Origin of the sequence: Cellulomonas uda, assembly GCF_006538705.1 — a bacterium.
Taxonomy (GTDB): Bacteria; Actinomycetota; Actinomycetes; order Actinomycetales; family Cellulomonadaceae; genus Cellulomonas; species Cellulomonas uda.
The window spans coordinates 1-14,515 of the sequence record NZ_BJLP01000070.1 but is presented as its reverse complement, the minus strand read 5'-3'; the positions used below and the strand labels follow the sequence as shown (position 1 = coordinate 14,515).

8 protein-coding genes are annotated in these 14,515 nt (G+C 77.3%); 5 read left to right on the top strand and 3 right to left on the bottom strand.

From position 1 onward, the window contains the following. Nucleotides 1-1,495 (bottom strand): acyltransferase family protein (locus tag CUD01_RS15395; protein ID WP_141322371.1); only part of this gene is annotated, 1,495 nt, incomplete at its 3' end. Nucleotides 1,496-1,610: 115 nt separating this feature from the next. Between CUD01_RS15395 and CUD01_RS15390 the strand changes: the two genes are divergently transcribed. Next, entirely contained in the window at nt 1,611-2,075 is a 465-nt protein-coding gene (locus tag CUD01_RS15390) for an S-ribosylhomocysteine lyase (protein ID WP_094182065.1), read from the top strand. After that, nucleotides 2,072-2,809, top strand: coding sequence for a 5'-methylthioadenosine/S-adenosylhomocysteine nucleosidase (gene mtnN, locus CUD01_RS15385; protein WP_141322369.1), 738 nt, complete (start codon nt 2,072-2,074; stop codon nt 2,807-2,809). Before CUD01_RS15390 ends, mtnN begins: the two co-directional genes overlap by 4 nt. A gap of 10 nt (nt 2,810-2,819) precedes the next feature. Here mtnN and CUD01_RS15380 read toward each other — a convergent pair whose 3' ends face one another. Next, the gene (locus CUD01_RS15380; RefSeq protein ID WP_141322367.1) at nt 2,820-4,790 is read right to left on the bottom strand and encodes a DUF7937 domain-containing protein; all 1,971 of its coding nucleotides are present in this window, start codon (nt 4,788-4,790) and stop codon (nt 2,820-2,822) included. Nucleotides 4,791-4,905: 115 nt separating this feature from the next. Beyond that, the gene (gene rlmC, locus CUD01_RS15375) at nt 4,906-6,024 is read right to left on the bottom strand and encodes a 23S rRNA (uracil(747)-C(5))-methyltransferase RlmC (protein ID WP_141322365.1); all 1,119 of its coding nucleotides are present in this window, start codon (nt 6,022-6,024) and stop codon (nt 4,906-4,908) included. Between the two features lie 59 nt (nt 6,025-6,083). Between rlmC and recC the strand changes: the two genes are divergently transcribed. The 3 genes from recC to recD form a co-directional block, all read left to right on the top strand. After that, entirely contained in the window at nt 6,084-9,545 is a 3,462-nt protein-coding gene (gene recC, locus CUD01_RS15370) for an exodeoxyribonuclease V subunit gamma (RefSeq protein WP_244937801.1), read from the top strand. Beyond that, nucleotides 9,542-12,922 (top strand): UvrD-helicase domain-containing protein, encoded by a 3,381-nt coding sequence (locus CUD01_RS15365; RefSeq protein WP_141322363.1) that lies wholly within the window; start codon nt 9,542-9,544, stop codon nt 12,920-12,922. Before recC ends, CUD01_RS15365 begins: the two co-directional genes overlap by 4 nt. Further along, nucleotides 12,919-14,515: exodeoxyribonuclease V subunit alpha (gene recD, locus CUD01_RS15360; RefSeq protein WP_141322361.1), on the top strand; the 1,597-nt coding region annotated here is incomplete at its 3' end. The genes CUD01_RS15365 and recD, both read left to right, overlap by 4 nt.

Here is a 14,515-nt window from a genome sequence, read left to right as displayed (position 1 = left end):
TGGCCGCGAGCGGCGGCTGCCACTGCCCCGCGTGCGAGTCGCCGACGAGCGCGACGACGGTGCCCGAGCGGGCGTCGCCGAACGTGCACGCGGCGGGCTGCGTGCCGAGCGCGTTCTGGTGGCAGCCGTGCTCGTACAGGTCCGCGACGTCCTGCGTCGCGTCGGCGAGCGCCGGGACGAGGCGGTCCAGGTCGGTGCTCGCGTCCGGGCCGGTCCAGCCCTCGCGCAGCACCTGGGCGCCGGGGGCGTCCACGTCGTCCGGCGTCGTCGGGACCGCACGCACCAGCAGCGCTGCCGCGACGAGTCCGACGAGCGTGCACGCCACGCCCAGCGCGATCGACCGGGCCGTGCTGTCGCGTAGCCGCGCCGAGGTGTGCAGGGGCCGCTCGACGAGCCGGTAGGACGCCGCGGCGGGCAGGGCCGAGAGCGCGACGGCGAGCACGAGCTCGCGCGTCGTCGGCTCCCCGTCCGCGAGCGCGGTCGCGACGACCACCGCGGGCCAGTGCCACAGGTACAGGGAATAGGACGCGGCACCGACGGGCTGCAGCACGCGCACGGTCAGGGGCCGCAGCCCCGGCTCGACGACGCCGGCGGCCAGCACCAGCACGGTCCCGCCGACCGGCAGGGCTGCGGCGAGCCCCGGGAACGGCGTGGCGGCCTCGTACGTGAACGCCGCGACGACGACGAGCGCGAGCCCGACCCAGCCCGCGGCGCGCAGCGCGACCGCGGGCAGCCGGGCGACGCGGTGCGCGAGCAGCGCCAGCAGGGCGCCGGCCGCGAGCTCCCACGCGCGCGTCGTCGTGACGAAGTACGCACGCGCCGGGTCCGCCGCGGTGAGCGACACCGACCACGCGAGCGACGCGCCGCCGACCGCCAGGACCCCCGCGACCAGCGCGCGCCGGGAGACGCGCCGGCCCCGCCACCGCGCGAGCGCGACGAGCGCGACCACGAGCAGCGGCCACACGACGTAGAACTGCTCCTCGACCGCGAGCGACCAGAAGTGCTGCACCGGGCTGGGCGCGGCGTCCTGCGCGAGGTAGTCGACCGAGCGGTCCGCGAGCCGCCAGTTCACGACGTACAGCGACGTGGCGACCACGTCACCCGCGACGTCCCGCCACCGCGTCACCGGCAGCCACAGCGCGGTGGCGGCCACGACGGCGACGAGCGCCAGTGCGGCCGCGGGCAGCAGGCGCCGGGCCCGACGCGCGTAGAACCGCGCGAGACGAAGCCGGCCCGTGCGCGCGACCTCGTCGGCGACCAGACCCGTGATGAGGAAGCCCGACAGGACGAAGAACACGTCCACCCCGACGAACCCTCCGGGCACGGGCAGGCCGGCGTGGAACGCGAGGACGAGCAGCACCGCCACCGCCCGCAGCCCCTGCACGTCGCGCCGGAACACCTGACGTGCGGACGGAGCGGCCGTGCTCGTCGGCGCGTGCGGCGTCCCCGGACGCGCGGTCGCGGCCGGGAGCGTCAAGGACCGGGGAGCGGGCACCGGCGCACGCTAGCGCCCGGTCGACGACGCCGCACGGTGAGACGTACGCGGACGAGCGCCCGGTGCGGTCCCGGCGCCGGTGGACAATGGCACGTCACCGAACCTGGGAGCCGTGATGCCCGACCGCATGAACGTCGAGTCGTTCAACCTGGACCACCGCACCGTCGCCGCACCGTACGTGCGCCTCGCGGACACCAAGGTGCTGCCCGCGGGCGACGTCATCGAGAAGTACGACGTGCGGTTCACGCAGCCCAACGTCGCGCACCTCGAGATGCCGACCGTGCACTCGCTCGAGCACCTCGTCGCCGAGCACTCGCGCAACCACACCGACCGGGTGGTCGACTTCTCCCCCATGGGCTGCCAGACCGGCTTCTACCTCACGCTCGCGGGACGGTGGGAGTACGACGACGTGCTCGACCTCGTCGAGGCGACCCTGCGCGACGTGCTGGACGCCGACGAGGTGCCCGCCGCGAACGAGGTGCAGTGCGGCTGGGGTGCCAACCACACCCTGACCGGGGCGCAGGACGCCGCGCGCGCGTTCCTCGCGCAGCGCGCGCACTGGTCGACGGTGACCGCATGAGCGCACGGCTCGACGCGGTCGTCGTCGTCGCCATGCCCGTCGAGGCCGAGGCGTTCGTCACGGCCGCCGACGAGGTGGGCGCCACGATGGTCGCGCCCGGCGGTGCCGAGCACCGGTCCCTGCGGCTCGGCGGGCGACGGGTCCTGCTCGTGCGCTCCGGGATCGGCCTGGTCAACGCCGCCACCGCGGCGTCCGTCGCGCTCGCCGCCCATCGCACGCGCGTGCTCGTCAGCGGTGGGAGCGCGGGCGGCCTCGGCGTGGGCGTGCGCGTCGGTGACGTGGTCGTCGGTGACGAGCACGTGCACTCGAACGCCGACGCCCGCGCGTTCGGCTATGCGCTCGGCCAGGTGCCCGGCATGCCTGCCACCTACGCCGCCGAGGCCGGGCTGCGCGACCAGGCGCACCGGGCCGCGGACACCCTGCCCGCGTGGCCCGTCGAGCCCGGGGTGCGGGTGCTGCGCGGCGACGTGGTCTCCGGCGACGTGTTCGTCGACGCCGAGCGCGTCGAGGGCGTGCGCGCCGCGTTCCCCGCAGCGCTCGCGACGGACATGGAGTCCGCCGCGCTCGCGCAGGTCGCGCACCTGTTCGGCGTGCCGTTCCTGTCCGTGCGCGGCATCAGCGACCTGTGCAGCCCCGTCGACGCGGGCGAGTTCACCACCCACGTCGACGACGCCGCCGACCGTTCCGCGGCCGTCGTGCGCGCGCTGCTGCGCGCGCTGCCCGCGGACTCCTGACCGCGCCCCCTCAGCCGCGCCGGGCGGCGAGCGCCGCGTCGATCTGCGGGTCACCGAGCCGGCCGAGCCACTCCAGCAGGTCCGGGTAGGTGGACGGGTTGGACGCGAGGTGCACGCGCAGCTCGGGGGCCTGCGCCGCGATAGCCGCGAGCACCTCGAGGTCCGTCGACGGGTCGCTCGCCTGCTCGGCCGTGAACGGGTGCGCAGGAGCCGCGTCCGGGTGGGCCGGGGCGGCGGGCTCCGGCTCCTGACCCTCGGCCGGGTCGTCACCCGCGTACTCGTCGAACCAGGTCGGCTCCTCCTGCGTCGTCGCAGGGTCGGTCTCGCCGAGGCCCGCGGCGTCGGGCACGGCGCGCTGCAGCGGCACGGTGGGGGCCGGCCCGGCGTCAGGCTCCGCTGCCACGGGCTCCGCAGCCACGGGCTCCGCAGCCACGGGCTCCGCCGCGGGCTCCTCGGCGACCGGCTCCGCCGTCACGGGCTGGACCGGGGCAAGCTGGGACGGGAGCGGCTCGGCCGGCGCGGGCTGGGCCGTGGGCGGCACCACGGGCGCGGACGCCTGCGTGGGCACGCCCGTCGGCACGGGGTGCGCGAACGCCGGCTGCGGCTCGCCGGTCCACGGCTGACGCACGGCGCCGCCGTGCACCGCGTACCACTGGCGGACGGACGCGGGGCCGAGCAGCGCGACGGTCGCGAGCGTCGGGAGGCCGAACGCCACGAGCAGGTCGGACAGGTCCACCTGGCCGAGCAGACGCGGGAGCGCGTCCGCGTCCCCGAGCAGCGCGAGCGCGACGATCCCGAGCGCGACCACCACGGACGTCGCGACGAGCGCCGCCGGCCGCCCGCCCGCCGGGTCGCCCGCGTGCACCGTCCGCGCGACGAACGCCGCGAGCGCCGTCAGCACCAGCACCACGACGAGCGCGACCTCCCACGCGCGGACCCCGCCGCCGGCGGTGCCGGACGCCACGACGACCACGAGGTGCAGCAGGGCGTAGCCCGCCGCGATCACGACGACCGACAGCCACGACCGGTGGGCCACGTCGAACCACTCGCGCTCGGGCGGCGCGACCGGACGCACGAGCCGGCTCCACACCGGGTAGAGCACGACGGCACCCGCGGCAGGCAGCACGACGTAGCCCGCGTGCCACGTCGCGACGGTCAGCGCCGTGTGGAAGCCGGACCCTGGCTGCTCGCCGTGGAACGGTCCGTAGAAGACGAACCAGAGGGTCGCGGTCGTCGCGACCGCGAGCAGCACCCACCGCCAGGCGGCGGACCCGCGCACGACGCCCAGCAGGGGCACGGCGGCGACGAGCGCGACGAGGAGCGTCCCCCCGAGCGAGACCAGCACCAGGCCCCAGCCACCGTCGAGCCGCAGCAGGTCCGCGAGGTTCGTGGCGAGGTCGACGAGGCTCACGAGCTGCAGCGCGAGCGCGACGCCGAGGAGCGCGACGAGCGCACGGCGGGTCCACGCGGTGACCAGCTCGACGGTGCGCGCGCTGCCGAGCTCCGCGACCCGCGGGCCGGCCGCGACCGCGACGCCCGCGAGCCCGACCGCGACCGCCGGCCCGATCCCCCCGGGCACGACTTCCCCGACGACCTCGTCGGTGAAGGCCACGCCCACGTCGAGCACGAGGTACACGACGACGAGCAGCACGTACGGCACGTTCGCGAGCGCGCGCGCAGCGAGCACCGTGCGGTTGGTCCACCCGCGCGGCAGCGCCCCGAAGCGCGCCAGGTAGAACAGCGTGAGCGACAGCACGGACAGGACCGTGGCGAGCACGACCTCGAGCCGCTCGCCGGCGGTGTAGCGGTAGTCCCACCCGAGGCCGAGGCTGACGAGCAGGAGCAGCACGGCGACCGCGTCCGTCACGTAGTCGCGCACGGGCACGCCCGCGAACGCACTGGGCCGCTTCGCCGGCGGGGGCGGGTACCCGCCCGACGAGTACGGGTGGGGCCCGCCGGGCTGCTCGTCCGGGCTGCTCATCGTCGCGCTCCTTCGTCGTGCTCGGGACCGGGTGCCGACGCGACTGTAGCCGCCCGGGCGGTGTTCCGGCGCCCGCTTCGTCCCGTTCCCGCCCGCACGGGCGAGCGCGCCGCGCTCAGGTCCTGCGTTCGAGGAGGACCGCGACCTCGTAGTGCGTGGTCTGCGGGAACATGTCGAACACGCGCGCCTCGCGCACGGCGAACGAGCCCATCGCCGCGAGGTCGCGCGCGAGCGACACCGCGTTGCACGACGAGTAGACGACGCGCGTCACGCCCGAGCCCTCGAGCCAGCCCGCGAGCGCGGGACCGATGCCGCGCCGCGGCGGGTTGACCACGACGAGGTCCGGGGGCGCACCCTGCGCGAGCGCCCACGCGGTGGCGTCGGCGGCCACGAACGTCGCCGGGCGCCCGAGCTCCGCGGCCGTGGCCCGCGCGCTCGCGACCGCCTCCTCGCTCGTCTCGACACCGACGACGTGCGCCGCGTGCACGTGCAGCGCGAAGCCACCGACACCGCAGTACAGGTCCCACACGCTCGTCGGCGCGCTCTGCTGCACCCAGGCGGCCGCCTGGCGGTACAGCGCGGCGGTGACGTCCGTGTTCGTCTGGAAGAACGAGCGCGGGCGCAGGTGCAGCGCGACGCCGTCGACGTCCATCGTGAGCGTCTGCTGCTCGGTCAGCGGGATCTCCAGGTCACCCTCGAGCACGGCCTTGTGCTCGGGCAGGACGTTGACGCTCGCGACCGCGAGCGTCGGCAGCTCGGCCCGGAGGCTCGGCAGGTGCTTGCGGATGCGCGCGACGGCCTCCTGCGAGCGCAGGACGAGCCGCAGCATCAGGCGCCCGTCCGGCGCGCGCGTGAGCAGGACGTGCTTGAGCTCGCCGCGCCGCGCGGGTACGTCGTACGGCTCGATCGCGGCGCGGGTCACGAACCGCGCGACCGCGGGGAACGCGGCACGCAGCTCGTCGGGGTACAGGCCGCAGCCCTGCAGGTCCACGCCGCGCCCGGCGGCGTCGAGGATGCCCAGGGTGGGGTGCGCGGCCGTGCCCGCGACGACCATCTTGGCCTTGTTGCGGAAGCCGGCCTCGGGGCTCGCGACGGGCGGGAGCCAGCGCGCGTCGGGGTGGTCGGCGAGCAGAGCGCGCGCGTGGGTCTGCTTGGCGGCGAGCTGCTCGTCGTACGGGCGTCCCATCCAGCCGCAGGACCGGCACAGCCCCGCGTCGTAGTAGGAGCACTGCACGTCCACAGGGTACGGGCCGCGTCGCGCGGGCTGTCGGGGCGGGTGGCTAGGGTGCGGGCGTGGGTGACGAGGGCGGCGAGGTCGGCGAGGTCGGTGCGGGCAGCGCCGCGGCGGGAGGTGGCCGCCTGCACGTGCACGTCGCGGAACGCGCGGACGCGCTCGTCGCCGCGCTGGCCGACGAGCTCGCACGCCCGCCCGCGGACCCGTTCGCGGTGGACCTCGTGGCCGTGCCGACCCGCGGCGTGGAGCGCTGGGTCGCGCAGCGGCTCGCGCACCGCCTGGGCGTCGGCGACCAGGTGCTGCAGGACGGCGTGTGCGCGAACGTGCGGTTCGACCCGCCCGCGCGCGTCGTCGGCGACGTGCTGGCGGCCGTGGCGGGCGTCGACCGCGGCAGCGACCCGTGGCGGCCGCAGGCGTTGCAGTGGGACGTGCTCGACGTCCTCGACACGCACGCCGACGAGCCGTGGCTCGCGACCGTCGCGCACCACCTCGGCAGTGCCGGGCACGGCGAGGACGACGCGCTGCGCGCGGGCCGGCGGATGCACCTCGCGCAGCGGGTCGCGCGGCTCCTGGCCGCCTACGACGCGCGTCGCCCCTCGCTCGCGCGGGCCTGGACCACCGCGCCGGCCGGGTCCCCCGCCACGGCGGCGGGGGACGGGGCCGGCGGCCCGCTCCCCCCGGACCTGGCCTGGCAGCCCGTGCTGTGGCGCCTGCTCGTCGAGCGGCTCGGTCCGCCGCCCGCGCTGCGGGTCGACGAGGCGGTCGCGCGGCTCGTCGAGGAGCCCGGGCTGGTCGACCTCCCCGAGCGGCTGCACGTGCTCGGCCCGACGTCGCTGCCCGCCGCGCACCTCGCCGTGCTCGGCGCGTTGGCGGCGCGCCGGGACGTGCACGTGTGGCTCCCTCAGCCGTCGCTCACCCTGTGGCGGGCGGTCGAGCCCGTCGCCGGGACGCGCCGGCGGCGCGACGTCCGTGCGGGCGCGCACCACCCGTTGCTGCGCTCGATGGCGACCGACGCGACCGAGCTCGCTGCGCGGGTCAAGGCGCTCGACCCGGTGGTCCACGAGCTCGTCGCCGACCCGCCGGCCGCGGGCGTGCTGGGCGCGCTGCAGGCACGCGTGCGCGCCGACGCACCCCCGGGCTCGTCGCCTCCGGTGCCTGCGGACCCCGCCGACCGGTCGGTGCAGGTGCACTCCTGCCACGGCCGGTCCCGTCAGGTCGAGGTGCTGCGCGACGTCGTCGTCGGCCTCCTCGCGGACGACCCGACGCTCGAGCCGCGCGACGTGCTCGTGATGTGCCCCGACGTCGAGGCGTTCGCGCCGCTCGTGCACGCCGTGTTCGGCCCCGCGCCCGACGAGCCCGGGACGCCCGAGCACCCCGGCCGCACCCTGCGGGTGCGCATCGCCGACCGGTCCCCCGCGCGCGCCAACCCGGTGCTCGCGGTGCTCACCACGCTCCTGGAGCTCGCGGGCTCGCGCGTGACCGCCTCGGCGGTCGTCGACCTCGCGGAGACCGCGCCCGTGCGACGCCGGTTCGGGCTGGACGACGAGGCGCTGGACCGGCTGCGCGCGTGGGCGCTCGAGTCGGGCGTGCACTGGGGCGAGGACGTCGAGCGCCGCGCGCGCTACCGGCTCGGTGCGGTCCCGCAGGGCACGTGGGCCGCCGCGCTCGACCGGCTGCTGCTCGGCGTGGCGATGGCCGAGGAGGGTCAGCGGTACGTCGGCCCCGTGCTCCCGGTGGACGACGTGGGCTCCTCGGACGTCGCGCTCGTCGGCCGCGTGGCCGAGCTGCTGGACCGGCTCACCGCGGTGCTGGCCGACCTGGACGGCGCGCACCCCGCCGCACGCTGGTTCGACGCGATGGACCGCGCGCTGCTCCTGCTCACCGACGTGGCACCGGCCGACCGGTGGCAGCAGGCCGAGGCGCAACGCGTGCTCGCCGCGGCGCGCGAGGACGCGGCGGGCCGGTCCAGCACGCTGCGGCTGCGGGACGTGGTCGCCCTGCTCGGCCCGCGCCTCGAGGGACGGCCGACGCGCACCGGCTTCCGCACCGGCGCGCTGACCGTCTGCTCGCTCGCACCCATGCGGGCAGTGCCGCACCGGGTGGTCGTGCTGCTCGGCATGGACGACGGCGTGTTCCCGCGCGGGGGCCGCCGCGACGGCGACGACGTGCTCGCGCGCGACCCGCTTCTCGGCGAGCGCGACCGCCGTCAGGAGGACCGCCAGCTCTTCCTCGACGCCGTCACGTCCGCGACCGAGCACCTCGTGGTGCTGCACACGGGTGCCGACGAGCGGACCGGCGCGCACCGGCCGCCGTGCGTGCCCGTGGGCGAGCTGCTGGACGCGGTCGACGAGGCCGTCGCGCTGCCCGGGGGTGCGCGCGCCGCCCTCGTCGTCGAGCACCCGCTGCAGCCCGTCGACCCGCGCGTGTTCACGCCCGGCGCGCTCGGCCGGCCCGGGCCATTCGGGTTCGACGCGCTCGACCTCGCGGCCGCACGTGCCGCGACGGGCCCACGCGCCGCCTCCGACGTGCTCGTCCCGACCCCGCTGCCCCCGCCCGGCAGCGCCGGGGACGACGTGGACCTCGCGGACCTCGTCGCGGCGCTGCAGCACGCGCCGCGCGCGTTCTTCCGGCAGCGTCTCGACGCGACCCTGCCGCGCGACGAGCCGCAGCTCGACGACCGCATGCCGCTCGAGCTGGACGCGCTCACCCGCTGGGCGATCGGCGACCGAGTGCTCACGGCGACGCTCGACGGCGCCGACCTGGCGGCCGCCGCGGCCGCGGAGCGACGCCGCGGCCACCTTCCCCCGCGCGAGCTCGGCGGGGCCACGCTCGAGGCGATCCTGGACGAGGCCCGGCCGATCCTCGAGGCCGCCCGCCCCTACCTCGCGGGCGAGGCCGCGTCGTGCGACGTGCGCGTGGCGCTGCCGCACGCGACCCGGTCGGTCACCGGGACGGTGGCCGGGCTGCGCGACGGGCAGCTCGTGCGCGTCGTGTACTCGCGGCTCGCGGCCAAGCACCTGCTCGAGTCGTGGGTGCTCCTGCTCGCCCTCGCCGCGGGCGGCGCGCAGGTCCGACGGGCCGTGACGATCGGGCGGGGCCGCGGCGACGCCGACCGGTCCGTGCTGCGCGCACCCGAGCCCGGGCTCGCACGCGAGCTGCTGGGCGAGCTCGTCGCGGTGCGCGACGAGGCGATGCTCGCGCCGATCCCGCTGCTCACCCGCACGAGCCACGCCTACGCGGCGTGCCGCTGGGAACGCGGGTCCACCTCCGAGGCGCTGCGAGCCGCGCGCCGCGAGCTCGGCTCGCTCGACGACGCGGAGAGCGGCCGCGGCGGGTTCGAGCGGGTCGACGCCTACCACGTGCTCGCGTGGGGGGACGGGTTCGCGCTCGACGACCTGCTCGGTGAGCCCACCGCGCTCGACCGGACGCTGCGCCCCCAGGAACCCACCCGGTTCGGGGCGCTCGCGGCCCGCGTGTGGGACGCGCTGCTGCAGCACGAGCGGTTCGAGGAGGCGGTGTGAACGACGAGGCCGTTCCCGTGTTCGACGCGTGCGGCCCGCTGCCCGGCGTCGAGACCGTGGTCCTCGAGGCGAGCGCCGGCACCGGCAAGACGTGGACGATCGCGTCGCTCGCCGTGCGGTACGTCGCCGAGCTCGACGTGCGCCTGCCCGAGCTGATGCTCGTGACGTTCGGCCGCGCCGCGACCACCGAGCTGCGCGACCGCGTGCGCTCACGCCTCGTCGAGGTCGAGCGCGCGCTGCGCGACCCGGCCACGGCACGCTCGTCGTCGGACGAGGTGGTCGCCCTGCTCGCGGACGTGCCGCCCGACGAGGCCGAGCGCCGCCGCGCGCGCGTCGCCCGGGCCGTCGCGGAGTTCGACGCCGCGACCATCACCACGACGCACGGCTTCTGCCAGCAGATGCTCGCGATGCTCGGCACGACCGCCGACATGGACCACGACGCGGTGCTCGTACCGGACGTCGCCGACCTCGAGGCAGACGTGGCGGACGACCTGTACCTGCGCACGTACGCGGCGCAGCCCGAGCCGCTCGTCACGGTCGGCGAGGCGCGCGAGCTGATGCACGCGGCGATCTCCGACCACGCCGCCGCGCTCGAGCCCGCGGACGCGGAGCCGGGCACGCGCGCGTTCCACCGGTTCAAGCTCGCGGACGTCGCCCGCCAGGAGATGCGGCGGCGCAAGCGGGCCGCGGGCGTGGTCGACTACGACGACCTGCTCACGCTGCTGCGGGACGCGCTCACCGACCCGGTGACCGGCCCGGCGGCCCGCGAGCGCGTGCGCGGGGCGTACCGCGTGGTCATGGTCGACGAGTTCCAGGACACCGACCCGGTGCAGTGGCAGATCCTCGAGGCGGCGTTCGCGGGCGAGCGCACGCTCGTCCTGATCGGCGACCCCAAGCAGGCCATCTACGCGTTCCGCGGCGCCGACGTCGCGACGTACCTGGTGGCGGCGCAGCACGCGCGCCGCGCGACCCTCGCGCACAACCACCGCGCGGACCCCGAGGTGCTCACGGGCCTGCGCCCGGTGCTCGAGGGAGCCGCGCTGGGCGACCGGCGCATCGTCGTGCGCCCCGTGCAGGCCCGGCGCACCGGGCGGCGCCTGCGCGGTGGGCCACCCGTGGTCCTGCGCCAGGTGACCCGTGAGGCGCTGCGCACCACGGCCGCACGGACCCCGGCCGTCGGCGCGGTGCGCGACTTCCTGTACGCGGATGTCGCGGCGCAGGTCGTCGAGACGCTGCGCACGCACCAGGTGCTCGACGGCACCGGCTGGCGCGAGGTCCGCCCGGGCGACGTCGCGGTGCTCGTGCGCCGCAACCGTGACGCGACCGCGGTGCAGCGCGCGCTCGCCGACGCGGGCGTGCCCGCGGTGATCTCCGGTCTGGCGAGCGTGTTCGGCACCCGCGCCGCGCAGCACTGGCTCACCCTGCTGTCCGCGCTCGCGCGGCCCGACGACGCGCGGCTCGCCGCCGGTGCGGCGCTCACCCCGTTCCTCGGCTGGACCGCGGCGGACCTGGCGCAGGCCGACGACGACGCGCGCGACCGGCTCGCCGAGCGGGTGCGCACCTGGTCCGCGACGCTCGCGTCGCACGGCGTCGCGGCGCTCCTCGAGGCCGCGGCCGCGGCCGGGATGCGTGAGCGCGTGATGCGCCGCGCGGACGGCGAGCGCGAGCTCACGGACGTGCGGCACGTGGGCGAGGCGCTGCACGCCGTGACCGTGCAGGAGGGCCTCGGCGCGTCCGCGCTGCTCGAGTGGCTGCGCGCGCGCATCGACGCCTCCGCGCGCGACTACGCCGAGGAGCGCAGCCGCCGTCTGCAGACCGACGCCGCGGCGGTCCAGGTGATCACCGTGCACGCGAGCAAGGGCCTGCAGTTCCCGGTCACGCTCGTGCCGTTCGCGTGGGACACGTGGGTCCCGTCGGACCCGCCCGTGCTGCGGTTCCACCGCGACGACGCCCGGACGCTGCACGTCGGCGGCCCCGACAGCCCCGGCTACGCCGACGGTCTGCGCGCGCACCAGGACGACGAGGCGGGCGAGCAGCTGCGGCTCACCTACGTCGCGCTCACGCGCGCGCACAGCCAGGTGGTCGTGTGGTGGGCCCCGAGCCGCAACGCCGAGCGCAGCCCGCTGTCGCGTCTGCTGCTGGCGGAGCGCGACGTGGACGGCACTCCCGCGCCGGTCGTCCCGGTGCCGTCCGACGACGCCGCCGGGCAGGCGTTCGCCGCGCTCGCCGCGGCCACGGGCGGCGCGCTGGTGCACGAGCGCGTCGCGCAGGCGCGTCCGCCGGCACGCTGGTCACCCCCGCCCGCGCCGACGCCCCCGCTCGCGCTCGCGCGCCTCGACCGCACCCTCGACACCGCGTGGCGTCGCACGTCCTACACGGGCCTGACGGCAGCCGCGTACGACGCGCAGCACCACGCACCCTCGTCGGAGCCCGAGACGACGGGTGTGCAGGACGAGCCCGAGGGCGCTCCCCTCGCGTCCGCGCACGCGGCGGCCGCCGGCCCGGAGGAGGCCGCGCTGCGCGCGCTGGGCTCCCCCATGGCGGACCTGCCGGCGGGGACGGCGTTCGGCACGCTCGTGCACCACGTGCTCGAGAACGTGGACACGCGCGCGGCGGACCTCGTCGCGCAGGTCGCGGAGCGGTGCGCGCAGGCCGACCCCGGCCGCGCGCTGCGGGTCGGTCCCGACGAGCTCGCCGAGCGCCTCCTGCCCGCGCTGCACACCCCGCTCGGCCCGCTCGCCGACGGGCTGACGCTCGCGCAGGTCGCACCGGCGGACCGGCTGCCCGAGCTGGACTTCGAGCTGCCGCTCGCGGGCGGCGACCGGGTGCGCGACGGTGCCGGGACCGCGGCGTCGCTGCGGGACGTCGCCGCGCTGTGGCGCACGCACATGCCCGCCGACGACCCGCTCGCCGGGTACGGCGACCGGCTGGCGGACCCGGTGCTCGCCGCGAGCACGCTGCGCGGCTACCTCACGGGCAGCATCGACGCCGTGCTGCGCGTGCCGTCGGCGCGCGGCGGGCACCGCTACCTCGTCGTGGACTACAAGACCAACCGCCTGGGCCCGTGGGAGGAGCCCCTCTCCGCGTGGCACTACCGGCCCTCGGCCATGCTGGCGGCGATGGTCGAGCACCACTACCCGCTGCAGCTCGTGCTGTACTCCGTCGCGTTGCACCGGTTCCTGCGCTGGCGGGTGGCGGGCTACGACCCCGACGCGCACCTGGGCGGCGGGCTGTACCTGTTCGTGCGCGGGATGCTCGGCCCCGGCACCCCCGTGCTCGACGGCCCCGGCGGCCCGGCCCCCACGGGCGTCCTCGCGTGGCGCCCGCCGACCCCGCTGGTGCTCGCACTGTCCGACCTCCTGGCGGGAGCCCGATGAACGACCCGACGACCATCGGCGGTGCCGCTGTCGACCCGCACCCGGACGTGCCCCGGCGCGTCACGGGTCTGCTCGCGCCGTTCGTCGCCGCACGCGTGCTCACCGCCGCGGACGTGCACGTCGCCCGCCGCGTCACCGGCCTGTGCGGCGAGGACGACGAGCGCGTGGCGCTCGCGGTCGCCCTCGCCGTGCGCGCGCTGCGGGCGGGGTCGGTGTGCGTCGTGCTCGCGGACGCGCGCACGATCGTCGAGCCCGCGCAGGACGACGACGCCGAGGTGCTGGCCGACGGGTCCGCACGCGGCACGGTCGCGGACCTCCCGTGGCCCGACCTCGACCCGTGGGTCCAGGCCGTGCGGTCGAGCCCCGCGGTCGCCGACGGGCCCGACGGACCCGACGACCGCCCGCTGCGGTGGGCCGGTGCGCGCCTCTACCTCGACCGGTACTGGCGCGACGAGGTCGAGGTCCGCACGCAGGTCACGCAGCGCCTCGCCCGCGTCGACGTCGACCCGGACCGGCTCGAGGCCGCGGTGGAGCGCCTGTTCCCGCGGACCGCGGACGAGCGGCAGCGCGCCGCGCTGCGGACCGCCGCGACCTCGCGGCTCACCGTTCTCACGGGCGGCCCGGGCACCGGCAAGACCACGACCGTCGCGCGGCTCGTCGCCGCGCTGCAGGACGTCGCCGGGCCCGGGCTGCGCGTCGCGCTCGCGGCACCCACGGGCAAGGCCGCGGCGCGGCTGCAGGAGTCCGTCAACGCCCAGGTCGCCGCGCTCGCCGAGCTCGGGCTCGACGCGGACCGCGCGCGCGTCGGCGAGATGCACGCCAGCACCGTGCACCGGCTGCTCGGGCACCGCCCGGGCAGCAGCACGCGGTTCCGCCACCACGCCGGGCACCGGCTGCCGCACGACGTGGTCGTGGTCGACGAGACCTCGATGATGTCGCTGTCCCTCATGGCCCGGCTGCTCGAGGCCGTGCGCCCGCAGGCGCGCGTCGTGCTCGTCGGCGACGCACACCAGCTCGCGAGCGTCGAGGCCGGCGCCGTGCTGGGCGACCTGGTCGCCTCGCTCCCGGGCGGGGTGGTCGAGCTGACCCGCGAGCACCGGTTCGGGCGTGCGCTCGCGGACCTCGCACGTGCCGTCCGCGACGGCGACGACGAGCGCACCGTGGCGCTCCTGCGCGCCGGCGGGGAGTCGGTGGAGTGGGTCGAGACGGCAGGCGACGTGGCGACCCCCGCCGAGGTCGCGACGCTCGAGCAGGACGTGCGCGCGACGGGCCGGCGGCTCGTGACCGCCGCCCGCGCGGGCGACGCGGACGGGGCGCTCGCCGCGCTCGCCGAGCACCGGCTGCTCCTGGCGCACCGCCGGGGGCCGGCGGGCGTCGCGCACTGGGCGGCGCTCGCCGAGGAGTGGGTCGCGCAGGAGACGGGTGGCCGCTCCGGCGCTCCGTTCCCACCGGGCCGGCCGTTGATCGTCACGAGCAACGACCGCGCCACGGGGCTGTCGAACGGCGACACGGGCGTCGTGGTCGCGACGCCCGACGGGGTCGCGGTGGCGTTCGCGACGTCCGCGGGGCACCGGCTCGTCCCGACGCACCGGC

Coding starts and splice junctions, on each gene's coding strand:
- CUD01_RS15390 (WP_094182065.1), top strand. CDS start 1,611: ATGCCCGACCGCATGAACGTCGAGTCGTTCAACCTGGACCACCGCACC.
- mtnN (WP_141322369.1), top strand. CDS start 2,072: ATGAGCGCACGGCTCGACGCGGTCGTCGTCGTCGCCATGCCCGTCGAG.
- CUD01_RS15380 (WP_141322367.1), bottom strand. CDS start 4,790: ATGAGCAGCCCGGACGAGCAGCCCGGCGGGCCCCACCCGTACTCGTCG.